Below are 24,332 nucleotides of genomic sequence, written 5' to 3'. Positions count from 1 at the left end.
ACGGCTCGATGCTACTCGAGGAAGACGGACACTGAAGCCTTGTAGCGGTCGGTGCCCCACGGAAAGACATGGCTGCCGCACGGCAGGTTGAACGGCTCACGGTCGTGGCAGTCCGAGAAGCTGCCGTCCGGCCTCGGCCCGTCGCACACATCCTCACATTCACCCACAACTTCGATCGGGCAGTCGTTGAGCGAAGGCCCGCAGACGCGCGGGATCGACCTCTTGCCCGGCGCGAGGCAGGCGAAGAGGCGCTGCTGCTTGCCGAAGACGTTGCCGAAGTAGGTCGCCTCCGGGGTGTCGTACCTCGACCGCTCCCACTTCGTGGACGAGAGCGCTTGGTTCTTTCCGCGGAGCGAGATCATGACGTGCTCGCCCCGGTAGTTCACGCGCGCGAGAAGGCACGCGGAGACCCACCCCTGGCAGCTTTCATCACACGAGCCGCGCTTCTTGCCCCACTCGGGCGCGAGGCCGAGATCCCCGTCGAAGCTGTAGGACACCCCATCGACCTTGACCTCGACGCGCTCGTCCTCGGGGAGAGCGCAGCTCACAATGAAGCTGAGGAGCTCCCTCGACTCGGGATCACGGAGCGCGCCTCTCGTCAGCGAGTTGGCGGTCAGCGCGTTGGCCGTCAACGCATTGGCCGTCAGCGCGTTGGCGGTCAACGCGTTGGCAGTCAACGCGTTGGCGGTCAGCGCGTTGGCCGTCAGCGCGTTGTGAATCGTGACGTCCTGCTGGACCTCCGCCACCGCCTCATCCTCCCCTTCGAGCTCGGCAGACGCGATGCAAGCGACCTGCGAGAACGACACAGCCACGCAAGCGAGGAGAGCGAACTGGCGTGCAGATTCCATAGTACCAATCAGATCTACACCACTCCAGCTATCAAGTTCAATTAATTTATGGACATTTTGCTGGACATCCTTCTCCTCTTTCTCCACACCACCATGACACACGTCACGTAGTCAGGTGCCGGGAGTGGGATAACGCAGAGCGCAGCACTCGGGCGCACCCCGCGTCGGGGGGGAAGCGAAACAGCGCGTGGGTGGGAGATTTACGCCAGCTTCCTGGCCAGCAGCGTATTGACCAGGTCGGGGTTCGCCTTACCGCCGGAGGCCTTCATGACCTGACCGACGAAGAACCCGATCAGCTTCGAATTCCCCGCGCGGAAGCGGGAAACCTCGCCTGGATGACCGGCGATGATCTGGTCGACGATGCGCTCCAGGGCGCCTTCGTCGGCGACCTGCCGGAGCCCTCGCTGCGCGACGATCGCCTTCGGGCTACCGCCTTGCTGCATTATCTCAGCAAGGACGTCTTTTGCGATCTTCCCGGAAATCGTCCCGTCATCGATCAGCGCCAGGAGCTCGCCGAGCTGCGCTCCCGAGACGGGGAGGTCGCCTGTCTTCCGGTCCTTCAGCTCGCGGGCGAGCGAGTGGATGACCCAGTTGGCGGCGCCCCGGGGGTTGTCGTGCACGGCGACCGTCTCCTCGAAGAGCCGGAGGAGGCCGTCGTCGTCGGCCAGGACAACCGCGTCATCGCCCGGTATCCCACGTGTATCGATGAGATGTCTGGCCTTCTCGGCCCGCGCCGGGTCGAGCCGCGCGAGGCGCTCCTCGAAGGGCGCGCGCTCGCGCCGAGGCTCTGGCGGCGGCGCCTTCGCGGCCGGGCGCTCGGGCGCGGGCTCGGCGGCGGCCCGAGCGGGCTTCTCGGCCGAGAGCCTCGACCACGAGTCCTTGAGCGCCACCGTGCGGTTGAAGACGGGCGCGCCGGCCGCGGAATCGACGGGATCCACGAAGAAGAACCCCTGGCGCTCGAACTGGACATGGCTCCCCTTCTCGACCGTGGACAGGCTCGGTTCCACCTGACACCCGCTCAGGACAACCAGCGAACCAGGATTCAAGTTCTCCAGAAAATCCTTTCCCTCTTCGACCGCGTCGGGCCGCTCGACCGCGAAGAGCCGGTCGTAGAGCCGGACCTCGACGGTGAGCGCGTGGGCGGCCGAGACCCAGTGCAACGTTCCCTTGGGCTTGCGACCGTCGGGCGCCTCACCGCTCTTCGTGGGGCGATCGTACGTGCAGCGGAGCTCGACGACCTCCCCTGTGGCCTCATCTCTCACCACGTCGCGACAGGTGATGAACCCGGCGTAGCGGAGCCGCACCTGCTGCCCGGGCGCCAGCCGGAACCACTTCTTGGGGGGGTCCTCGAGGAAGTCGTCGCGCTCGATGTAGAGCACCCGGGACAGGGGAACCTTGCGAGAGCCTTCCCTCGGCACGTCCTCCGGCCAGTAGGGCGCGTCGATCTCCTCGACCTGCCCCTCGGGGTAATTCTCCAGGACGACCCGGAGGGGGCGCAGCACCGCCATGACGCGCGGGGCGCGGAGGTTCAGGTCGTCGCGGACGCACGACTCGAACTTGGCGATGTCCACCATGCTGTTCGTCTTGGCGACGCCGATCTCCTCGCAGAACGAGCGGATGGCCTCGGGCGTCACCCCGCGGCGCCGGAGGCCGGCGATGGTGGGCATGCGCGGGTCGTCCCAGCCCGTCACCAGCCCGCCCTTCACGAGCGCGAGCAGCTTTCGCTTGCTCATCACCGTGTAGCTCAGGTTGAGCCGAGCGAACTCGTACTGGCGAGGGCGGGACGGGACATCGAGGTGCTCGATGATCCAGTCGTACAGCTCCCGGTTGTTCTCGAACTCCAGCGTGCAGATCGAGTGGGTGATCCCCTCGATCGCGTCGGAGAGGCTGTGAGCAAAGTCGTAGAGCGGGTAGACGCACCACGCGTCGCCCGTCCGGTAGTGGCGCGCGCGCTTGATGCGGTAGATCGGCGGATCGCGCATCTTCATGTTGGGAGCGGCCATGTCGATCTTGGCCCTGAGCACGTGCGCGCCCTCCGGGAACTCCCCTGCTCTCATCCGGGCGAAGAGATCCAGGCTCTCCGCAACGGACCTGTTCCTGTAGGGGCTCTCCCGACCGGGCTCCGTGACGGTGCCGCGGAGCTCGCGGGTCTCTGCCTCGCTCAGGCTGCACACATAGGCGCTGCCCTTCTGGATGAGCTCCACCGCGAAGGCGTAAAGCCGCTCGAAGTAGTCCGACGCGAAGAAGAGCTTGTCGCCCCAGTCGCCGCCGAGCCAGCGCACGTCCCGCAGGATCGACTCCACGTACTCCATGTCCTCGGCGGCCGGGTTCGTGTCGTCGAAGCGCATGTGACACGCGCCCCCGAAGTCTGCCGCCAGCCCGAAATTGAGCAGGATCGACTTCGCATGTCCGATGTGCAGGTAGCCGTTCGGCTCGGGCGGGAACCGGGTCACGACCCGCGTGTGCCTGCCGGCAGCGAGGTCTTCGGCGATGATGTTGCGGATGAAGTTGGACGCGGCGACGCTGCTGTCAGCGTCGCTCGCTCTGGGGCTCTGCGTTGTCACAGCTCTTTTCACCTCGGCTCGGGCGGCGCCGCCCGCGCCGAGCCTACTCAAACGGCACCCGCCGGGCCACCGCGGAGACGGCGCCCGCCCGGCGCGGCGCCCGCAAGGACGGGCGCTTCGCGAGGAGCGGAGGGGGAGACGCGGCGCGGACGGGGTCCGCGGGCAGACGGGGCAGAGACGCGGCGCGGGCAGGGCCGGGACCGGACTACGCGGCGGCGGGCGGGCGCCGCGCGGGCGGGGCGGCGGGGGGAGCCGCGCGGACAGACGCGGGCGTGCGCGACGGACGGCACACGCCTGCGCGGGCGCTCAGAACTGGGCGGCCTCGGTGGACTCGTGCAGGGCCAGCGTGGACGCTGCGCCGCCCGAGATCACCTGGGCGACCTCGTCGAAGTAGCCCGTCCCGACCTCGCGCTGGTGGCGGGTCGCGCTGTAGCCGAACTGCTCGCCGGCGAACTCGGCCTGCTGGAGCTCGGAGTACGCCGCCATCCCGCGGCGCTGGTACTGGCGGGCGAGCTCGAACATGCTGTGATTCAGCGAGTGGAACCCGGCGAGGGTCACGAACTGGAACTTGTACCCCATCGCGCCGAGCTCGCGCTGGAACCGCGCGATCGTCGCGTCGTCGAGGTGCTTCTTCCAGTTGAACGAAGGCGAACAGTTGTAAGCGAGCAGCTTGCCCGGGAACTGCTTGTGGATGCCCTCCGCGAAGCGCTTCGCCTGATCGAGGTCCGGCGTCGAGGTCTCGCACCAGACGAGGTCCGCGTAGGGCGCATACGCGAGCCCGCGCGCGATGGCCGCCTCGAGGCCGCCCTTCAGCACGAAGAAGCCCTCGGGCGTGCGCTCCCCCGTGACGAACGGCTTGTCGCGCGGGTCGACGTCGGACGTGATCAGCTTGGCGCTGTCGGCGTCCGTGCGGGCCACGAGGACGGTCGGCACGCCCATGACGTCGCTGGCGAGGCGGGCCGCGATGAGGGTGCGGATGAACTGGCTGGTCGGGACGAGGACCTTGCCGCCCATGTGCCCGCACTTCTTCTCGGAGGCGAGCTGGTCCTCGAAGTGAACGCCCGAGGCGCCCGCCTCGATCATGGCCTTCATCAGCTCGAACGCGTTGAGCGGTCCGCCGAAGCCCGCCTCCGCGTCGGCCATGATGGGCGCGAGCCAGTAGCGCCCCGCCTTGCCCTCGGCGTTCTCGATCTGGTCGGCGCGGAGGAGCGCCTGGTTGATGCGGCGCACGAGCGTCGGGACGCTGTTCGCCGGGTACAGGCTCTGGTCGGGGTACATGGTCCCGGCCTCGTTGTTGTCGGCCGCCACCTGCCACCCGCTCAGGTAGATGGCCTTGAGCCCGGCCCGGACCTGCTGCATCGCCTGGTTGCCGGTGAGGGCGCCGAGCGCCGCCACGTAGGGCTCGGAGTGCATCAGGTTCCAGAGCCGCTTGGCGCCGAGGGTCGCGAGCGTGTAGTCGATACGGACGGTGCCGCGGAGGCGCGCGACGTCCGCCTCGGAGTACGGGCGGACGATGCCGCTCCACCGGCCCGGGACGGTGTCGCTCGGCGGCGCGTGCAGGGAGTCGGCGGAGATCGGCGTGTTCAGCGGGAAAGCAGCGGACATGACTGGGCTCCTAATGCGTTGGGGTTGGGGGCGGCAGCGGCCGCTGTGTTGACGTCAAACGAAGCGCGCCGGGCGTCACGAGCGCTGCTCTCCAGGGCTGGAGATCAAGAGCTCGTAAGCAGGCAGCGTGAGGAACTCCTCGAAGGTCTCTCCGATCGACAGCCGCTCGAACAGCGCGCGCGCCTCGGCGAATCGGCCGCCGTCGAAGCGCGCCGGGCCGAGCGCGCCGCGGAGGGCGGCCATCTCGCTGTCCACCGCCGCGCGGAAGCGCTCCACGGTGAGCGGCTGGCCGTCGTCGAGCGTCGCCCTGTGGCGGATCCATTGCCAGACCTGGGTGCGGGAGATCTCCGCGGTGGCCGCGTCCTCCATCAGGTTGTAGAGCGGGACGCAGCCGAGGCCGCTGATCCACGCCTCGAGGTACTGGACGCCGACCCGGATGTTATGGCGCAGGCCGGCCTCGGTGCGCGCGCCCGCCGGGACGCGCAGCAGGTCGGCCGCCGAGACGCGGACGTCCTCGCGCTTCCGCTCGATCTGGTTCGCAGCGGGCATATGCGCGTCGAACACCTCGCGCGCGAGCGGCACGAGCCCCGGGTGAGCGACCCAGGTGCCGTCGTGTCCGTCCTTCACCTCCCGCAGCTTGTCGGCGCGCACCTTGTCGAGCGCCGCGCGGTTCGCCTCGGGATCGCTCTTGATCGGGATCTGCGCCGCCATGCCGCCCATCGCGTGGACGCCGCGGCGATGGCACGTCTTCACGAGCAGCTGCGTGTACGAGCGCAGGAAATGCTGCTCCATCGTCACCTGCGAGCGGTCCGGCATCACGCAGGCCGGGTCGTTCCGGAGCCTCTTGATGAAGCTGAAGATGTAGTCCCAGCGACCGCAGTTCAGGCCGGCCGAGTGCTGCCGGAGCTCGTGGAGGATCTCGTCCATCTCGAACGCCGCGGGCAGCGTCTCGATGAGGACCGTGGCCTTGATCGTACCGACGGGCAGGCCCAGCGCCTCTTGCGCGAACACGAAGACGTCGTTCCAGAGGCGCGCCTCCAGGTGACTCTCCATCTTCGGCAGATAGAAGTAAGGCCCGGTACCGCGGCGGACGAGCTCACGCGCATTGTGGAAGAAATAGAGTCCGAAATCGAAGAGCCCGCCTGGCAGCGGCTTGCCGTCGAGCTCGACGTGCTTCTCGGGGAGATGCCAGCCGCGCGGGCGCACGAGCAGGGTCGCCAGCCTGTCTCCGAGGGCGTAACGCTTGCCGGTCGCCGGGTCCTCGTAACGGAGCTCGCGCCGCGCCGCGAGCCTCAGCGCCGCTTGACCCTCGATGAGGTTCTTCCACGTGGGCGACGTGGCGTCCTCGAAATCGGCCATGAACACGCTCGCGCCCGAGTTCAGCGCGTTGATGATCATCTTGGGATCGACCGGACCCGTGATCTCCACGCGCCGGTCGAGGAGGTCCTCGGGCAGCGGCGCCACCGTCCAGTCGCCCTCGCGCACATCCCGCGTCTCGGGGAGAAAATCGAACCGATGGCCCGCGTCCAGCCGCTCTTGCACAGCGCGCCGCCGGGCGAGCAGGGCCGGTACCCGGTCAGCAAACTTGCGCCCAAGACCGGAAAGGAACCGAAGGGCCTCTGGCGTGAGGACGGACTCGTCGCCCCCGACCCGAGGAGCGAGCAAGCGGACGCTTGCGGTCTCATGATTCTGGCTCATCCACATCTCCTGCAACGCTGCGCGTCGTTACAAGCAACCTATGTTTGTCGACGAGGTTTCAGCGTCAACTTCGCTCTGAAATGCAGGCGGATAACGATGTAGACGAAAGGGCTTTACAGCGTGTCAACGTGTAAACTATTGTAAATTTCCACCAGGCGAGCTGCGCCTACATTTCATCCAGGTTGTCCTGGTCACGTCGGGAGGGTCCCCATGGCCGATGCACCTCTTCTCGGAGCCAAGGTCCGCGCGCTCCGGCGTCGCGAGCACATGACGCAGGTCGATCTGGCGGAGCGCCTCGGTGTCTCGGCGAGCTATCTGAACTTGATAGAGAACAACCGGCGTCCGCTGACTGCGCCGCTGCTCATCCGGCTCGCCCAGATATTCCAGCTCGACCTCCAGAACTTCGCGTCGGAAGAGGACGTCCGGCTCACAGCCGATCTCCACGAGGTGTTCGGCGATCCCATCTTCGAGAGCCACGGGCTGACGAACGCGGATCTGCGCGAGCTCGTCGCGGCGTCCCCGAACGTCGCGCGCGCGGTGCTCACGCTTTACCGGAGCTACGCGACGACGCGCGAATCGCTGGATACGCTGGGAGAGCGGCTGGCGGGGGACGGGTTCGTCGGGGTCGACAACTCGCGGCTACCGTCCGAGGAGGTCAGCGATCTCATCCAGCGCCGGATGAACCATTTCTCGGAGCTCGAGGAAGGCGCCGAGGCGCTCTGGCGCGAGGCGGAGCTCGACGCCGACGACGTCTACCGCGGCCTCGTCCGGTACCTCCACGCGACGCGCGGCATCGAGGTGCGCATCGTCCGGGTCGCGGACGAGCGCCAGGCGATGCGGCGATACGACCCCGACAGGCGCGTGCTGAGCATCTCCGAGGTGCTGCCGCCCCGGAGCCGCCGGTTCCAGCTCGCGCACCAGCTCGGCCTCTTGACGCAATCGACGGCCATCGACCGCATCCTGCGCGACGAGAACCTCACGACCCCGGAGTCCCGCGCGCTCGCCCGCGTCGCGCTGGCCAACTACTTCGCGGCCGCGATCCTCATGCCGTACCTGCCGTTCCTGGAGGCGGCGCGCGCCGAGCGCTACGACATCGAGCTCCTCGCGCACCGGTTCGGCACGAGCTTCGAGCAGGTGTGCCATCGTCTGACGACGCTCCGCCGCCCGGGCGCCGAGGGGGTGCCGATGCACATGGTCCGCATCGACATCGCGGGCAACATCTCGAAGCGCTTCAGCGGCTCCGGCATACGGTTCGCGCGGTTCAGCGGCGCGTGTCCCCGCTGGAACGTCCACGCCGCCCTGATGACGCCCGGCATGATCCGGATCCAGCTCTCGCAGATGCCCGACGGCGCCGTCTACTTCTGCATCGCGCGCACCGTGCGCAGCGACCGCGGCGGCTACCACGTCCCCCACACGGTGCAGTCGATCGGCATGGGCTGCGACGTCCGCTATGCCCGCGAGCTCGTCTATGCCGACGGGATCGACCTGGACAACATCGGCGCGGCCGTGCCCGTCGGCGTCACGTGCCGGACCTGCGAGCGCCTCGATTGCGCCCAGCGCGCGCTGCCAGCGCTGCAGCACCCGCTCCGCCTCGACGAGAACCGGCGGGGCGTCTCGTTCTACGCGTCGGTCGACAAGTGAGGCGAGCCCGCGACCGCCCTGCGCCGCGCGCCAGGGTGGCCAGCGCGCAGCGCGGGATCGCCGGCGGCCCGCTCAGCTGGGCCGCCCGAGCAGCTCGTTGAGCGTGGCCACGAGCCGGGCCACGTCGATGGGCTTGACCATGTGCGCATGAGCGCCGGCCGTCCGGCTCTTCTCGCGGTCGTCGTCCCCGCCGAATCCGCTCACGACGATCACCGCCCGTGGCCTGTCCGCGAGCGACGCGACCAGCTCGACGCCGCTGCCATCGGGGAGCGACACGTCCGTCACCAGGGCATCGACCGCGCTCCCGGCGAGCATCGAGCGCCCTTCCTCGCACGAGCGCGCCACGAGCACGCGGAAGCCGCGGCGGCGGAGCGCCATGCCGAGCAGCGCCGCCGTGTCGTCGTCGTCGTCGAGCACCAGCACCTGCGGCAGCTCTGCGCTCATCAGGCCCCCGCCTTGCGGTCGGCCGCGTTCAGCGGCCACTCCAGGGTGATCTGCGTCTCCGCGCCGACGCGGTCGGCCCGCGCCTCGCCGCCGTGCGCCTTGAGCACGCCGTCGATCACCCGGACGGGCAGCCCGCCGTCGGCGAGCGGATCCGCGTCCGGCGAGAGCGCGGCCTCGAAGAGCTTCTCCACCGAGGCCGTGCTCGAGTCGCTCGTGAGCACCACCCGCGCGCGATCGCCGCGGGCCGCGAGCGCCACGACGACCCGCGCGCGGGCTACGTTCAGGGCGAGCATGAGCGCGTCCGAGAGCGCCGCCGTCATCGAGGCGGCGTGCGCGAAGCCGCGCAGGGGGGCGAGGTCGAGCGCGACCGTGACGTCGCGCCGCCCATAGACGAACGACGCCTCCGCGACGGCCTTCTGGACGAGCGCCTCGAGGTCGAGCGGCTGCGCTGGGGCGTCGGGCTGCCGCGGCAGCTCGGACGCGGCGGTGTAGCGGTCGGCGAGGCGCAGCAGGCGGCGCACGCCCCGCCGCGCCATGGTGAAGTACGCCGCGTTCTGGGCGGTGGCCTCGCCCCCGAGGGCGATCTCCAGCTCGTTGAGCGCGGTGGCCACCACCCCGGCGGGCCCGCGGACGTCGTGCCCCGCGCGCGCGAACAGCTTGTAAATCGAGTCGGACAGCGCCTTTTCACTCATTCGTTACGCCTCGCCTCAGCTCAACGAGGAGCTCGCCGAGCCCGGCGAAGAGGACGCCTTGTCCTTGTCTGGGCCCTCGTCCCCGCCCGAGCCGTCCTGCTCCCCGTAACGCTCCAGCTTGCGGTAGAGCGTCCGCCGGTCGAACCCGAGCATCTGGGCGGCGCGCGATTTGTTGCCGCCGACGAGCGCGAGCACGCGCTTGATGTAGCGCTTCTCGAGCTCGTCCATCGTCATGATCTCCGCCGGCTCGTCGACGGCGACGACGAAGCGGTCGGGCCGGTAGGCCTGGACCTTCTCCGGCAGGTCCTCGACCGTGATCTGCTCGAAGCGAGCCAGCGCCACCGCGCGCTCGATGCTGTTCTCGAGCTCGCGCACGTTGCCCGGCCAGTTGTACGCCGTGAGCTTCTCCGCGGCCGCGGTCGAGAGCGAGAGCACGCCCTTGCTGCTGCGGGACGAGAACTTCTCGAGGAAGTGCATCGCGAGGTGGAGCACGTCCGTGCCGCGCTCGCGCAGGGGCGGCAGGTCGATCTTCACGACGTTGACCCGGTAGTAGAGGTCCTCGCGGAACCGCTTCTCGTACACCTCGGTCTCGAGATCGCGGTTCGTCGCCGTCACGATGCGCGCGTCGAAGGGGATCTCGGCGTTCGAGCCCACCGGCCGCACCTTGCGCTCCTGCAGCGCGCGGAGCAGCTTCGGCTGGACCTCGAGGGGCATCTCGCCGATCTCGTCGAGGAAGATGGTGCCGCCGCTGGCCTCCAGGAACAGGCCGGTGCGCTGGGTCTTGGCGTCGGTGAAGGCGCCGCGCGCATGGCCGAAGAGCTCGCTCTCGAGGAGCGCCTGGGGCACCGCGGCGCAGTTGACCGCCACGAAGGGGCCGGACCGGCCGCTGGCCTCGTGGATCGCCCGAGCGATGAGCTCCTTGCCGGTGCCCGTCTCGCCGTGCACGAGGACCGAGGCGTCGCTGCGCGCCACGCGCCCGATCAGATCGTAGACGCGCTTCATCGCAGGGCTGCGCCCGACGAGGCCCTTGGTCTGCTGGACATCGTGGGCCGCCTCACGCAGGCGCTTCACCTCCGAGCGGAGGCGCCGATGCTGGACGGCGCGGGAGACCGTCAGGCCAAGGAGGTTCGCGTCGAGCGGCTTCGTGACGAAGTCGAACGCCCCGGCGCGCATGGAGGAGATGGCGGTCTCCATGCTCCCGAGCGCCGTCATGACGATGACGAGCATGTCGGGGCGGGCGCCGAGGATGCGCTCGCAGAGCTCCAGACCGCTCATCTCGCTCATGCCGACGTCGGTCAACACGACGTCGAAATCGTCCTCGCTCACCAGCTCGAGCGCGCTCTTGGCCGAAGTGCGCGCCGCGACGGAGAACTCCTGCCTCTTGAGGAGGGCTTCGACCAGATCACACGTCGCTTCGTCGTCGTCGACGACGAGTATCCTGCCGCTCATCGCGTGTCCTTCCCCGGCAGCTCTTCTAAAGGTCGACCGCTGCCTGCAGTTGCAGGGAACGTGCCACGGAGAGTCCGCGCCATCAAGCCCAGTCCGCTCCTCACCGGCGCCCTTCGAACGTGACGTTTCGCCACAGGTGCGCGTTCTTGCCCCATCCTGGATGGCGCCGGCCGCGCGCAGCGGGCGAGCGCTCCGCCGCCGACGGGGGCCAGCGAGCGCCGCTGCGCCCGAGGCGCCATCGCCGGTCGGGGACTTACCGACCCGCCGATCCTCCACGGATCGGCGCAGGCCGGCAGCGCGCCTCCTTCGCGGTGCGTGTCGCGCGCCTCCGGCGGGCCACGGGGCGAGGCGTCGTCGCGGTCTCCCGCGGGCGCCGTGCGCCTCTCTCGATCAGACGACTCCGCCTCCCGCCAGCAGCCGAGTCCGCCCGAGCCCCGAGAGCCGTGACGAGAGGCGAAATTCCACATCGGTATTCCCTGTCCAGCATCCAGCGTCTCTTGGCATCCGGAATAAACCTAATCGGCACGGTGATTGCTTGACTGCGCCTCATGCAGGAGAGGGGGCTGGAGGGCGGCTCGCGCGATCGCGGGCCTTGCCGCTGACGCTGCGCGCGCTGCGCGACGGCGCAATGTCACCTCGCTGAAGGCTCGGCGCGCCGCCGCGAGCCCTCGGCCGAGGCCGTCGCGTGAGCTGGTCGCGAGCGAGCGAGAGCGACGAGCTCCTTTTCCACCTCGATGAACGACAACCTATCTACCTCGATGAACAACAACCTAACGTCCTGTCCTTGAGAGGAGAATGCATGAAGGCGACACAGCTCTTGAAGGGGCAACACCGCGAAGCCGAGAGGCTGTTCGATCTGGTCCTCTCGACCCCAGGCGATGTCCGGCGAGCGACGGACGAGCTGACCAAGCACCTCCTCGCCCACATGCTCGCCGAGCAGGTGGTCCTCTTCCCGGAGCTGCTCGCCGTCGAGCCGGACCTCATCGGCGGAGCCTGCGAGGAGCACACGGTCACGCGGTTCGAGATCCGTCGCGTCGTCGGCACGGCGCCGGAGGACCCGAGCTTCAAGGCCAGGCTCGCCACCCTGAGGGAGCTCGTCACGCACCACGCCGAGGAGGAGGAGCGGGACCTCTTGCCGAGGATCGACGCGGAGCTGACCGAGGACACGAACGAGCGCCTCGGCCGGCAGATGCTGGAGCTCTTCGAGGCGCTCATCGCCCACTCCCGCCGCCCCCACACCGCGATCCACGCCCCGCTCCGCGCAGCGAGGGCGGCCTGACGGCCGGCGCCCCTGCGTGCTCGGGCGTCCCGCCGTCTGTCCACCTTCTCTGGCCTTCTCTGGCGGCCGCCACGGGCGCTCTATCTACAAGTGCGCCCGCGGCGCCCTGAGCGCGAAGCGCAGGGCGAGCTCCGTGGATCAGGGGCTGGTCGCGGGCGCATCGCCGGGGCCGGTCGGGCCGCCGTGCGCGGGTCCGTATCCGTGGGACTCGCCGTAGCCGAGATCCTCGGGGACCATGGTGTCCGCCGGGCTCGACGGTCGGGGTGAGGCGGCGCTCTGCGCGTCGTTCGTGACGAGCTCGTAAACGCCGCGCTCGAGCTCCACCTCGTCGAGGGCCGAGCCGCAGGCCCGGCAGGGCGTGGCCGCCGTCGATACGAAGACGTACCGGCGGCCACAGGCTTTGCATCGGAGCTCGCGGATCATCGCGGATCACCTCAGCTGGGTTGACCTCGCCGCGCCGCTTCCTCGGCTTCGCGTAGCGCGTCGCCCTCGGGGCCGTCGAGCGCGCGGGCGGCTTCCTCGGCGTGCTCCTTGATCTTGCCGGCCTTTACCGACTTCTCCACCCCTTCTCGGTAACGGCGATCGGCCGTGCGGTTGCCCTCTCCCTCGATGTCCCCCGACGGGGTCTGCTGAGTCGCCTTCTGATTCGCCATCATGTCCTCCTCGTGTCGAGCTTTGCTGGGCCGATGCCAACGGGCTTGCATCAGACGCGCCGCTTCGCCGCCTGGATCGCGCGATCCAGCTCTTCCACGCGCTGGTAGACGCCTTGTTTCACCCGGTCGAGGGTCTCGCTGGAGGCCGCGTCGAGGTCGCGCAGGCTCCTGCGGACCGCCTCCGACTTGTCCTCCACATCCTTCATCAGCCTGCCGACCTCGTCCTTGGGCAGCTTCTTCTCGGCTTTTTCGCGGAGCTCGACGGCATCCTTCTCGAGGTCCTCGATCCTGCGCGACGTGGACTCGCGCACGTCCGCGCGCGCCTTCGCCAGCTCCGCCTCGGCCTCTGCGGTCTTCTCCTGGGCCTTGACGGCAGCGTTGTTGAGCTTCTCCGCGGCCTCCCGGAGCGCGTCGTCGGTCGCCCGCTCGGCCCGCTGGTCGATCTCGGCGACCTTCTTGTCGAGCTCGGTGGCGACCTCCGCCGCCTTCTGCTGCGCCTCGCGCTGCGCGCGCTCGGCCTTGGTTTGCGCGTCCGCCGTGGGGGACTCGCAGCCCACGACGGCGCTCATGACGATGGCGATAGGCAGGAATGTTCGGACGGTCAACATGATGATCTCCTCTGGTCTGCGGTCGACGCGCGACCTTGCGTCCGGGCGAGCGCCCGGCGCGACACGAACGCCCTATCGACGCCGCCCGGAATGGGCCTCATGGCGCGATAGGCGGGTCGATCCGCGGGTATTGCGACAGACGTGCCATGCGGAAGCATGGATACCGCTCGGCCTGGCGAGGCATGTCGCCCCGATCGTGGCCTCCGAGCACGTGCGATCCTCATGGCGTCAGGACGGGACGCGTCGGCCGAGCGCGAGGGAGACGACCGCCAGGATGAGGAAGATGACGAAGAGCAACTTCGCCACCGAGGCGGCGCTCGCCGCGAGGCCGCCGAAGCCGAGGATCGCAGCGATGATCGCCACGATGAAGAACGCGACACTCCAACTGAGCATGATAACCTCCTCATTGGGTGATCACTGGGTGAATCAGTGTTCCAGCGCTTCGATGCTGCGTTGTTGCAGCGATTGCAGCGGTTACATCGTCACGTCGTTGCAGCCGACGTGCCGCGACATCGCGAGTTCGCCAGATCCGCGGAGCGTCCGGGCGCCCCGGCGGCTCGCTGCGGGTGCCGCCGCACGACACGGGCGGGCGGGGTAGCTGCGGCAAATTGCCTCACTCGTGACGTCGCGCACCGCGCATCACCTCGTTCATCGGCTGGCCTATCTCGGCACAACGCTTGCTCGCGCCTGGGCTTGTGCGGGCGAGATGGAAGTCAGGCTCAGCTCAAGGCCGGTGTCGGGATCGATGCCGACGGAGAGCCAGCCGCGGCTGTCTCAGGAGAGCGGCGGTCGGCCGTCCGAGGCCGCGCAGGCAGGACGCCTTGTGGCGATCGGTCGGCTCTCCGAAGATACCGTGCTCGCCGATGCCACCCGCGCCGCCGATCGCCCACCGTCGCTCGCCGCTCGCTGCCCAGGGCCCCTGACGGCGATGCCTGCCGAGGTCGGGCTCACGCCGCGAACGATCCGATCATGACGATCCCGCTCTCCACGCTCATCCGGACCCGCCGCGAGGCCATCATCGAGCGGTTCGTGGGCGAGCTGCGCAAGCGAAGCGCGGCGGTGCGCAACATGCCAAAGCCGCTCATCATCAACTCGCTGCCGAACTTCCTCGACGAGGTGGCCGCCAGCCTGGAGCAGCGCGCATCGACGGCCGGCAGCAAGGAGGCGGCGCGCGAGCACGGCGAGATGCGCTGGGAGCACGGGCTCGACCTGGGCGTGATGGTCCGAGAGTACGGCGTCCTCCGGCAATCCATCCTCCGCGAGCTGGAGGAGGCCGGGATCACGCCGGATGTGCGGCAGATCGAGGCGCTCTCCGAGCGCGTGGACGCCGGCATCGCCCAGGCGGTAAGCGAGCACACCCGGCTCCAGCTGGAGGCGATCGAGACCGAGCGCAGGCGCACCGAGATCGAGCGAGGCAGGAGCGGCTCGCTGCTCGCGCAGGCGCCCGCGCCGATCTGCTTCCTCAAGGGCGAAGCGCTCGTGTTCGAGCTCGCGAACCCGCTCTTCTGCCGCATGGTCGGCCGCGACGATCTCCTCGGCAAGCCGCTCGTCGAGGCGGTCCCGGAGCTGCGCGGGCAGCCGCTGCACGCGCAGCTCGAGGCCGTCCTGGCGAGCGGCGAGCCGAGCGTGGCGAGCGAGATCCCGGTGCGGATCACGCGCTGGACCGGCGAGACGGTCGAGCGGCTGTACAACGTCCTGTGCAAGCCGGTGCACGACGTGAGCGGCGCCGTGGAGGGCGTCATGGTGACGGCGTTCGACGTGACCGAGCAGATCGGCGCGCGCCGGAAGGCGGAGCGGCTCGCGCTCGAGCTCCAGCAGAGCGTGGCCCAGCGCCTGCGCGCGGAGCAGGCGCTCCGCGTGAACGAGGAGCGCTTCCGCAAGGCGCTCCGGGGGTCGCCGGTCATGGTGTTCACCCAGGACCGGGACCTGCGCTACACGTGGATGCACAACTCGTTCGGCAAGTCCGAGCGCGAGGTGCTCGGGAAGACCGACGGGGAGGTGCTGGAGGACCCGGAGGCCGCGAGGTCGCTCGATCGGACGAAGCGCGACGTGCTCGCCAGCGGCGTCGGCCAGCGGCGCGAGATCGCGGTGCGCGCCGGCGGGCGCACCCAGCACATCGACGCCTCGATCGAGCCGCTGACCGATGACACGGGCGAGATCATCGGCATCACCTGCACCGCGACGGACATCACGGAGCGGAAGTCGATCGAGCAAGCGCTGCGGGCGAGCGAGGCGAGGTTCCGCACCGTGCAGGAGGCGTCGCCCGACGGGTTCATGATGCTGCGCAGCGTGCGCGACGCGTCCGGGGCGATCTCCGACTTCGAGTGGGTCTACGTGAACCCGGCCACGGGGCCGATCGTCGGGGGCCGCGGCAAGGATCTGGAGGGCAAGCGGCTCTCGGTCGAGGTCCCTGGCAGCGCGCTCGCGAGCGCGTTCGACGCGTACGCGCGCGTCGTGGAGACAGGGGAGCCCGCAAGGGTCGAGCTCTTCTGCGCGCACGAGGGCGCTCCGCGGACGTTCCGCGCCATCGCGGTCGCGCTGGGTGACGGCGTCGGCATCTCGTTCCACGACATCACGGAGCAGAAGCGCACCGACGCCGAGCGCGCCCAGCTCCTCGACCAGGAGCAGCGCGCGCGCCAGCACGCCGAGCAGCTGAACCGGCTCAAGGACGAGTTCCTCGCGACGGTGTCGCACGAGCTCAGGACGCCGCTCCAGTCGATCCTGGGCTGGGCGCGGATCCTCCGGACGGGCGAGGTGGACGCCGAGTCGCTCGAGCGGGGGCTCGCCACGATCGAGCGCAACGCGAAGGCGCAGTCGCAGCTCATCGAGGACGTCCTCGACGCCTCGACGATCATCGCGGGGAAGCTGCAGCTGCGGACCGATCCGGTCGACGTGCGGCAGGTGCTCGCCACGGCGCTCGATCTGGTGCGCCCGGCGGCGCTGGCGAAGGGCGTCGCGGTCGACATCTCCGTCGCCGACGACGTGGGCATCTTCCTCGGCGACGCGGAGAGGCTCCAGCAGATCGTCTGGAACCTGCTCACGAACGCGGTGAAGTTCACGCCGTCCGGGGGCCAGGTGCGGGCCCTCGCCCGGCGCGTCGAGGCGACGCTCGAGGTCGAGGTGGAGGACAACGGCGAGGGCATCCCGAAGAGCTTCCTGCCGTTCCTGTTCGAGCGGTTCCGGCAGGCGGACGGGGGGATGACCCGGGCCCACGGCGGGCTCGGGCTCGGCCTCGCCATCGTGCGGCACCTGGCGGAGGCGCAGGGCGGCAGCGTGCACGCCGAGAGCGACGGAGAGGGCAAGGGCGCGCGCTTCCGGGTGCGGCTGCCGATCCGCGCCGAGGCGCTCGCGGCGCCGCCGTCCCCGCAGCGCCGGGGCGGCGATGCGCAGGGGGGCGCCGCGCGGCGCGTGCTCGAGGGCATCCGGGTCCTCGTGGTCGACGACGAGACCGACGCCCGCGAGCTGCTCGGCATCATCTTCGTGCGCGCCGGCGCGACGGTGAGCGAAGCGGCCTCAGCAGGCGCGGCGCTCGAGGCCCTCCGCATGGGCCAGTTCGACGTGCTCGTGAGCGACATCGGCATGCCGGGTGAGGACGGTTACGCGATGATGCGGCGGCTGCGCGCGCTGGGGGCCGACGTCCCCGCGAGCGGCATACCGGCGCTCGCGCTCACCGCCTACACGCGCATGGAGGACCGCCGTCAGGCGATCGCCGCCGGCTTCCAGATGCACCTGGCCAAGCCCATCGAGCCGAACAGCCTGGTGACCGCGGTCGCACACCTCGTCGGCCGCGCGGGCAAGCGCGGTAGCTGGCCGTAGCACCGTAGCCCGTGCGCGCGGCCTGCGGTTGATGCTATCAACGGGCCACCGCTTTGCCCCTCCACGAGGACGAGGATGGACGGTAAATTCCTGAATATTATCCTGGTCGAGGACGACACCGTCGACGTGATGAACGTCCGGAGGGCGTTCGAGAGGGGCAAGATCACGAACCCGCTCTGGGTGGCGGGCGACGGCGTGGAGGGGCTCGATCTGCTGCGCGGCAACCAGGTGCCCAGGGATCGGCGCCTCGTCCTGCTCGACCTGAACATGCCCAGGATGAACGGCATCGAGTTCCTCCGCGAGCTCCGGGCCGATGTCTCGCTGCGGGCGACGCCCGTCGTCGTGCTGACAACGTCGAACGACGATCGGGACAAGGTGGACGCGTACGATCTCAACGTCGCGGGCTACCTGCTCAAGCCGGTCACTTTCATGAGCTTCGTCGAGCTCATGACGGCACTGAACCGGTATTGGACGCTCGTGGAGATGCCTTGAGCCCTGGGTCGGTGCGCCTCCTCGTGGTCGACGACGACACGGTCGATCGGATCGCGATCTTGCGCGCGCTGCGGAGCGGCCGCGTCGACGCCGAGATCAGGGAGGCCGATTCCGTCGATTCGGCGCTCGCGGTGCTGTACGAGCAGCAGATCGACTGCGTGCTGCTCGACTATTACCTTCCCGGGGGCGACGGGCTCGCGGTGATCGAGGCGGCGCGCAACGCGAAGCTCACGGCGCCGTTCATCATGCTGACCGGGCAGGGCGACGAGTCGCTCGCGGTCGATCTGATGAAGCGGGGCGCGGCGGACTACGTGCCGAAGAACCTGCTGACGCCCGAGCGGCTGGTGCAGAGCCTGCGCCACGTCCTGCGGCTGAGCGAGGCGGAGCGCCGCGAGGAAGAGGCGCGCAGGGCGCTCGCCCGCCACGCGAACCAGCTCGCGCAGCTCACCGAGGCGACGCTGCGCATCCACCGGTCGCTCTCGCTGAACGAGCTGATCCAGCGCACCACCGACGAGGCGCGCGCGCTGCTCGACGCGGGCGTCGCGGCCTCGCGGCTGGCGGCGCGGGGCGTGGAGCAGCGACCCCTGACGGGCATCTCGCTGTCCGAGGAGTACGCCGCGCGGGAGGACCGCGACGGCGTCCGGGAGGTCGCGTTCGGCCTGATCGAGCGGAGGAGCACCAGCGTCCGGCTGACAGGCGACGAGATCGCGAGCGATCCGACGTGCGCCGACGTGCTCTCGCGCTCGCCGGCGGAGCTCCACCCGCGCTCGCTCCTCGCGGCGCCGCTGCGCGGCCGGGACGGCCAGTGCATCGGGAGCATCCAGCTGCTCGATCGGCGCGACGGCCCCTTCGTGGAGAGCGACGAGGTGCTGCTCACCCAGCTCGCGCAGTCGGCGTCCGTCGCCCTGGAGAACGCGCGGCTGTACAACGAGGCGCAGGCCGCGACGCGCGCCCGGGACGACCTCCTGGCGATCGTGTCGCACGATCTCCGGAACCCGCTCAACACGATCGCGATCACGGCGTCGCTGCTGCGGAGCGATCTGCTCCAGCGGAAGGACGGCGACGACGACGACGCTGTCCAGCTCGTCGACCGCATGGACCGCGGCATCCAGAGCATGACGCGGCTCATCGAGGATCTGCTCGACGCGTCGCGCATCGAGGCGGGGCGGCTCGTGGTGTCGCCGAGGGTGGAGCGCGGCGGGACGCTCGTCCGCGAGGCGCTCGACGCCGCCGCGTCGCTCGCGGAGGCGAAGGGCTGCCGGGTGATGCAGGGGCCGCTCGACGCGGGCCTGGAGGTCCTCGCCGACCGGGATCGCGTGCTCCAGGTCTTCTCGAACCTGCTCGGCAACGCGCTGAAGTTCACGCCGAGGGGCGGCGTCGTGAGCGTGTCGCTCTGCCGGGTGGCTGACAGCGCGCGCTTCTCGGTGGCCGATACGGGCCCGGGCATCCCGCCCGAGCACCTGCCGCACCTCTTCGATCGCTACTGGAAGGCCTCGCAGGAGTCGCGCACCGGGGCGGGGCTGGGCCTCTACATCGCGCGCGGCATCGTCGAGGCGCACCACGGGACGATGGCGGTCGAGAGCGCCCCGGGCCAGGGGACGACGATCCACTTCTCGCTGCCCCTGGCGAGCTGAGGGGCGTCAGGGCGACGGCGGCGCGCTCCCTCGGCCGATCCCGGGCAGGAAGCGGCCGACCTTCGCGCAGTAGGCCGCGTACGCGCCGCCGTGGGTGCGCGAGAGGTACGGCTCCTCGACCAGGCGGACCTGCAGCTCGATCGCGATGACCAGCGCGACGAGCGAGGCGAGCGCGGCCGCGTTCGGGAGGACCAGCAGCAGCCCGAGCGCGGCCAGCATCATGAAGCTGAAGACAGGGTTCCGCACCACCGCGAACGGGCCTCCGGTCACGAGGCCCGTGCGCTCCGCCTCGCGGACGCCGATGCGCCAGGACGCGCCCATCGCGCCCTGTGACCAGAGCGTGCCGAGCGTCCCCGAGATCGTCATGGCCGCGCCGAGGCCGACGAGGGCCGGGCCGGGATCGGCGAGGGGCCCGATCCAGGCCGCGAGCTCCGCGACGGGGGCCAGCGCTCCCAGGACGAGCGCGATCACGAAGAGCACGCCGCCGAGCCACGGCAGCGACCCGGGTGGCCCCGAGATGCCACGGAAGCCCGCCGATCCTGTCGCGCTGCGCTGCCTGAGCGAGCGCCACCCGAACGCGAGCGCAAGGTAGATCCCGTAGAGAACGAGGGCGAGCCAGGGTCGATTCATGTCGAGCTTTCCTGTCGATGGGTCAGCCGGTAGAGACCGGCAGGACGATGCACTCTGGAACATGCTGAGTGGACCATCCACGAACGCCATGGATCCTCGCTCGAAGCCCGCTGCCGCGCACAACCGATGGATCGATTGGCGTCAACTCCAATGCGATAGGGACATGAACCACCGTCCGTATCGAACGAGTCTGCGAGGATTGCCTGGGCCGAACAGCCAGCGAGAGGCCTCGGGGGCAGCCGCCGAGACAACACGTCGGCCAACCGCTCGGAGGAGCCTTGAAGGCTCTCCGGCGCGCTCTCATGTGCATCCCCCGCGCGAACTCGTGTGACATCCGCCCGAACAGGCGGTCTGTCGCACGCCCCCCCCGGAGCGCCACTCCCCACGCGGCATCTGCTGCTCGCATCATCGCCCTGCGTCCAGCTGGGCGCAGACGAGCGCTCAGCGGTGCCAGGGCGAGCCGTCGAGATTCAGACGCGCGCTCCGAAACCGGGCGGCCCCGTCAAGACACAAGGGCGGCGCCATAGGTACTGCACACGCGCTGAGGGAATGCGCTCAGCCAGGTGTGCACAAGGAGTGGAGAACGAGGCGTCGAGAGAGACGAGACAGGGAGTGCGAAGGGGGGGACTTGAACCCCCACGGTGTTACCCGCTAGCACCTCAAGCTAGTGCGTCTGCCAATTCCGCCACCTTCGCGAGTGCGGTTGCGGGACGGAACCTACCCAGCTGGCCGGGGAAGTCAAGCTAATCCTCACAACGTCGTCACACAGCGCAGCGCCCGCGCTGGTCAGCCCGGCGTGGCGGCCTCGCGGCCTCGGCCGATCGCCGGCCGCCACGGCCGCGCGCGCACAATGCGGAGCGCGCACCAGAGGAGCACGCCGGCACCGCACGGAGCGCTGCGCGCGCCGCGCCCGCGGGCTCTTCAGCGGACGAGCGCCTCGACGATCTCGCGGATCTCGAACGGCTTGCGCACCCAGGAGACGCCGGAGTTCGCGGGGAGAGGATCAGCGCCGGCGCTGCCGGACATGACCACGAGCCGCACGTCCGGGTTGGCCCTGCGGACGGCGGAGACAGTGCCGAGGACGTCCTGCTGGATCGGCGAGATGTCGAGCAGCGCAGCCTGGAACGGCCCGGAGGCGAGGGCCCCCGGGAGCTCGACCGCGCTCTGCACGCTGACGATGCTCGCGCCACGCGCGGTGAGCGCCGTGTCGAGCAGATCCACCACCGCGTCGTCGTCCTCGACCACCAGGATCCTGACGCCATCAAGGACCGTCCCGGGCTGCGGCGGCGACGTCATGTTCCGCGGCGCAGGCGGCCCTCCCTCGGCTCCTGCTTCGCCGGGCGGGGCGTCGGCGGGCGGCGTGTCCTCGATGGGCCAGCGCAGCTCGAAGCGAGCGCCTTCCTCCGAAGGCACGAGCGCGAGCGCGCCGCCCGCAGCGCTCGCCAGCGCTGCGGAGTGGCGGAGACCGATGCCCGCTCCGCCAGGCCGCGTCGAGACGCCGGAGCTCAGCAGCGTCGCTCGGCGCGACGGCGGGACGCCGGGCCCCTGGTCCGCGACGCCGATGACGACCGCCGCGCCCTCCAGCCTGGCATCGACACGGACGGACGAGCCGCGGGGCGACAGCGCCACGGCGTTGAGCAGCAGGTTCGTCAAGATCTGCACGACCGCAGCGCCGTTGCTGACGCCGGTGCGCGCGACCGCGGGCTCGATCACCGCGCGGAGCGCGATCGCCGAGCGGCGCGCCTCGGGCTCGAGCCCCATCACGGCGTCGTCGATGACGTCGGCGATCACGCGCGCCGGCTCCCCCAGCGGCCTCGACGCGACCTCGCCGTCGCCGGCCGGACGCCCCTCGCCCTCGGCGCCGATGGCCCGCCGGATCAGGCGGCGAGCGTCGCCCGCGCGGGACGCAGCGACGCCGAGCGCGCGGCCCAGCTCGGGGCCTTGCTCGCCTTGCGCGCGCTCGATGCACCCCACGATGACCGTGAGCGCATTGGAGACCTCATGCAGCGCGATCGCGAGCTCTTGCGCAGACGGAAGCGAGGTCCCGGTCGCGCGCTCCTCGTCGGCGCGCTGGCCCAGGTCGCCGCGCAGAGGAGGCGCGAGGGTCAGGCCATCCTCGGTTGAAGGCTCCGATGTCCCACCGCGCGTCGGCTGCGCCACGGGCGTTAGCCTATCTCGCTCCGCGCTGAGCTGGTACCGCCCTTTTTCGCTCCGACTTCACCGGGACATCGATGGGGGGAGCGGCAGCACATAGGAGCCATCGGCCGCCGACCGGGTCTCGCCGATCTGGACGCCCCTCGTCTCCTGCGCGGTCGCGCCCTGCACCGGCAGCCAGGCCACGACCGTGGCGTCGCCGAGCCGGGCGCCCGACGCGTCGCGGACGACGCCCTGGAGCACGGCCGGGTAGGAGATGGCGAGATCGAGGTCGGTGATCGCGGCGTCCATCGCAGAGACCGTTAGGCGCGGCCTGACGAGCCACGGGTAGGCGGAGCCAGGCGTCGGGCGGACCGAGAAGTCGAACTCCCCTGGGTCGATGCCGATCGAGAACGCGCCCTCACGGAGGACCCCGGACGCCTGCCGGGGCAGCAGCGGCCCGGGCGTCAGCACCTGGCCGATGTAGGGCGTGACCTGGCCACGGGAGGGGACCGCGAACACGCTGGCGCCATCCATCAACTCGCCCATGGGCCCCTGGACGCGGCCGCGGAGCGTCCCGGCCTCGGGGATGACGACCGACTGACCGCAGTAGCAGTCGTCGCCGGCGGCGAACTTGAGCGGCTGTTTGACGGCCGCCTTGGTGGTGTCGTTGATCGGCTGCGTGAAGAGGACGTACTCGCCTGGCGGGAGGTCAGCACGGAAGAGGCCGTTCGCGTCCGTCTCGGTGTCCAGCTTGTAGGCGGCGGTGGGCGCCCTGTCGATGATGGCGCTCTGGATACGGACGGCGGAGAGCACCGGGTTGCCGTCCTCGTCGATCGTCTGACCTTCCACGCGGCGCGCCGCCGCGTCGAGCTGGAGGAGCGACAGGTTCAGGTTCCCCGTGGAGCCCTGGAGCGCGAGCGCAGCGAGCTCCCAGTAGACCGTGGGCCTCGGCACTCCGTCCCTCGGACGCAGCCGGATGAGCGGGCTCTTGTCCTTGTCGGTCCAGTAGAACTTCACGCTGAACCCGACCTGCGTCGAGGTCGCCTCCGGGTCGGGCTCGGCCTGTTCGAGGAGGCCTACCTGGGAGAGGGCGCTGCCGGTCTGCGGATCGACGAGATCGAGCTTCCACCCGTCGACGCGCACGCGCACAGGCACCTGCAAGCTGCCCTGGAGCACGGCGGGCGCCTCGGCGTTGATGCCGAGCGTCCACTGCTCGGGGACCACCTGGTTCGGCAGGAAGATCGGCGGGGGGATGTCGTCGGCGCAGTCACCGCGCGCCTGCGGTATCAACGAGATGTGGTAGTCGCCTGCGGGGATCGAGAGCTGGAATCTCTGGCCGTCGGCGCCGTCCGGCTCCGAGAGCGTCGAGTAGCTCTGGGTGGGCAGGCCCAGGATCGGCGCGATGCGCCGGAACTCGACCTTCACGGGGAACTGCCCGCCGGTCAGGGGAGGCAGCCCGCCGGTGCGGCCCTCGCAATAGGAGCCACCGAGGCGCACCGTGGCCTCCACGCGCGCGGGCATGGGGATCGTGAGATCGACGGAATGCACCTGCCCGCCAGGGTCCTGAGGAGGGAAGCCGCTCGCCGCATCGATGGCGAGGAGATGAGAGACCTCCGCGCCCAGCTCGGGCGAGGCGCGCGGCCGGATCTCGAGGATGAGCCCGTCGAGGTTCGCGCTCGTCGAGACGCACGCGCGTTGCCCGCTGACATCGGCGCAGGTCGCCCCCGGGCCGCACTCGACCGACCTGTCGCAGGCGTTCAAGGGGGCGGATTCCGACATCTCGAGGGGAATGCCGCAGGCCACCGAGGTCGGTAGGCAGGCAAGCAGCGCGGCACACACGACGGGTCGCGAGCTCACCACGCCCTCCTCGCCAAGGACGCGGCGCGCGCAGCGCGGAGCAGGAACCGCCCCCGTCGCGATGCGGCGGCAGAGCGCCGCGGCTCCGCGGAGACGCCGGCGACCGGTGGCCGTCGAGCTGATGAGAGCAACGCGCGGAGCCCGAACGGCTCCGCACCCGAGCAGGCGCAGGGGAAAATCACACCCGAGCGATAAGGCGATGTTCGTGCCAACCGACAGACGGCGTTCCGGGCAGCGTATGGCGTGCATCCGCTCGGCAGGGCGCCGCGCAACCAGGGGCGGCGCT

At 70.2% G+C, this 24,332-nt stretch carries 19 protein-coding genes and 1 tRNA gene; 5 read left to right on the top strand and 15 right to left on the bottom strand.

Annotated features, from left to right (window positions below; translation table 11 throughout):
- Positions 1 to 11: 11 nt before the first annotated feature.
- From WME79_RS47520 to aceB, 4 genes are all read right to left on the bottom strand, one after another.
- Positions 12 to 848, bottom strand: coding sequence for a hypothetical protein (locus WME79_RS47520; RefSeq protein ID WP_437529205.1), 837 nt, complete (start codon positions 846 to 848; stop codon positions 12 to 14).
- 200 nt (positions 849 to 1,048) lie between these two features.
- On the bottom strand, positions 1,049 to 3,412 hold the full coding sequence (locus tag WME79_RS47515) for a glutamine--tRNA ligase/YqeY domain fusion protein (protein WP_437529202.1): 2,364 nt from the start codon (positions 3,410 to 3,412) through the stop codon (positions 1,049 to 1,051).
- Positions 3,413 to 3,718: 306 nt separating this feature from the next.
- Positions 3,719 to 5,017: an isocitrate lyase gene (aceA, locus tag WME79_RS47510; RefSeq protein WP_272096448.1), complete on the bottom strand. Its 1,299-nt coding sequence runs from the start codon at positions 5,015 to 5,017 to the stop codon at positions 3,719 to 3,721.
- Between the two features lie 75 nt (positions 5,018 to 5,092).
- Positions 5,093 to 6,715 carry a malate synthase A gene (aceB, locus tag WME79_RS47505; protein WP_437529200.1) on the bottom strand — a complete coding sequence of 541 codons (1,623 nt, stop codon included), beginning with the start codon at positions 6,713 to 6,715 and terminating at the stop codon, positions 5,093 to 5,095.
- 210 nt (positions 6,716 to 6,925) lie between these two features.
- Between aceB and WME79_RS47500 the strand changes: the two genes are divergently transcribed.
- Entirely contained in the window at positions 6,926 to 8,356 is a 1,431-nt protein-coding gene (locus tag WME79_RS47500) for a helix-turn-helix domain-containing protein (RefSeq protein WP_437529198.1), read from the top strand.
- Between the two features lie 72 nt (positions 8,357 to 8,428).
- Here WME79_RS47500 and WME79_RS47495 read toward each other — a convergent pair whose 3' ends face one another.
- From WME79_RS47495 to WME79_RS47485, 3 genes are read right to left on the bottom strand one after another with little or no spacing between them, the layout of a single operon-like run.
- Positions 8,429 to 8,800 carry a response regulator gene (locus WME79_RS47495; protein WP_437529195.1) on the bottom strand — a complete coding sequence of 124 codons (372 nt, stop codon included), beginning with the start codon at positions 8,798 to 8,800 and terminating at the stop codon, positions 8,429 to 8,431.
- Positions 8,800 to 9,492 carry a histidine kinase gene (locus WME79_RS47490; protein WP_437529193.1) on the bottom strand — a complete coding sequence of 231 codons (693 nt, stop codon included), beginning with the start codon at positions 9,490 to 9,492 and terminating at the stop codon, positions 8,800 to 8,802. The genes WME79_RS47495 and WME79_RS47490 overlap by 1 nt, the downstream gene beginning before the upstream one ends.
- 15 nt (positions 9,493 to 9,507) lie before the next feature.
- The gene (locus WME79_RS47485; RefSeq protein WP_437529190.1) at positions 9,508 to 10,941 is read right to left on the bottom strand and encodes a sigma-54-dependent transcriptional regulator; all 1,434 of its coding nucleotides are present in this window, start codon (positions 10,939 to 10,941) and stop codon (positions 9,508 to 9,510) included.
- Between the two features lie 799 nt (positions 10,942 to 11,740).
- On the opposite strand from WME79_RS47485, the gene WME79_RS47480 reads away from it, so the two are divergent.
- A complete protein-coding gene (locus WME79_RS47480) occupies positions 11,741 to 12,220 on the top strand; it encodes a hemerythrin domain-containing protein (RefSeq protein ID WP_437529187.1) in 480 nt (159 codons plus the stop codon).
- A gap of 138 nt (positions 12,221 to 12,358) precedes the next feature.
- Here WME79_RS47480 and WME79_RS47475 read toward each other — a convergent pair whose 3' ends face one another.
- From WME79_RS47475 to WME79_RS47460, 4 genes are all read right to left on the bottom strand, one after another.
- Complete coding sequence (locus tag WME79_RS47475; RefSeq protein ID WP_437529184.1) at positions 12,359 to 12,643, bottom strand: hypothetical protein; 285 nt, start codon at positions 12,641 to 12,643, stop codon at positions 12,359 to 12,361.
- Between the two features lie 11 nt (positions 12,644 to 12,654).
- Entirely contained in the window at positions 12,655 to 12,876 is a 222-nt protein-coding gene (locus tag WME79_RS47470) for a hypothetical protein (RefSeq protein ID WP_437529181.1), read from the bottom strand.
- Positions 12,877 to 12,923: 47 nt separating this feature from the next.
- Entirely contained in the window at positions 12,924 to 13,481 is a 558-nt protein-coding gene (locus WME79_RS47465) for a hypothetical protein (protein ID WP_437529179.1), read from the bottom strand.
- A gap of 228 nt (positions 13,482 to 13,709) precedes the next feature.
- Positions 13,710 to 13,874, bottom strand: coding sequence for a DUF1328 domain-containing protein (locus WME79_RS47460; RefSeq protein WP_437529176.1), 165 nt, complete (start codon positions 13,872 to 13,874; stop codon positions 13,710 to 13,712).
- Positions 13,875 to 14,450: 576 nt separating this feature from the next.
- Here WME79_RS47460 and WME79_RS47455 point away from each other — a divergent pair.
- The 3 genes from WME79_RS47455 (at position 14,451) to WME79_RS47445 (ending at position 19,423) form a co-directional block, all read left to right on the top strand.
- Positions 14,451 to 17,297, top strand: coding sequence for a PAS domain-containing hybrid sensor histidine kinase/response regulator (locus tag WME79_RS47455; RefSeq protein ID WP_437529173.1), 2,847 nt, complete (start codon positions 14,451 to 14,453; stop codon positions 17,295 to 17,297).
- 75 nt (positions 17,298 to 17,372) lie between these two features.
- A complete protein-coding gene (locus tag WME79_RS47450) occupies positions 17,373 to 17,789 on the top strand; it encodes a response regulator (protein ID WP_437296506.1) in 417 nt (138 codons plus the stop codon).
- Positions 17,786 to 19,423: an ATP-binding protein gene (locus tag WME79_RS47445; protein WP_437529169.1), complete on the top strand. Its 1,638-nt coding sequence runs from the start codon at positions 17,786 to 17,788 to the stop codon at positions 19,421 to 19,423. Before WME79_RS47450 ends, WME79_RS47445 begins: the two co-directional genes overlap by 4 nt.
- Positions 19,424 to 19,429: 6 nt before the next feature.
- Here WME79_RS47445 and WME79_RS47440 read toward each other — a convergent pair whose 3' ends face one another.
- The 4 genes from WME79_RS47440 to WME79_RS47425 form a co-directional block, all read right to left on the bottom strand.
- A complete protein-coding gene (locus WME79_RS47440) occupies positions 19,430 to 20,053 on the bottom strand; it encodes a methyltransferase family protein (RefSeq protein WP_437529166.1) in 624 nt (207 codons plus the stop codon).
- Positions 20,054 to 20,666: 613 nt separating this feature from the next.
- Positions 20,667 to 20,748, bottom strand: a tRNA-Leu gene (locus WME79_RS47435).
- Between the two features lie 226 nt (positions 20,749 to 20,974).
- A complete protein-coding gene (locus WME79_RS47430) occupies positions 20,975 to 22,213 on the bottom strand; it encodes a sensor histidine kinase (RefSeq protein ID WP_437529163.1) in 1,239 nt (412 codons plus the stop codon).
- Positions 22,214 to 22,270: 57 nt separating this feature from the next.
- Entirely contained in the window at positions 22,271 to 24,046 is a 1,776-nt protein-coding gene (locus tag WME79_RS47425; RefSeq protein WP_437529160.1) for a carboxypeptidase-like regulatory domain-containing protein, read from the bottom strand.
- Positions 24,047 to 24,332 lie beyond the last annotated feature (286 nt).

This window comes from Sorangium sp. So ce726, from assembly GCF_051521405.1.
Lineage (GTDB): Bacteria > Myxococcota_A > Polyangia > Polyangiales > Polyangiaceae > Sorangium.
Note: the sequence above shows the minus strand (reverse complement) of the source record. Positions and strands in the feature narration are given on the sequence as shown.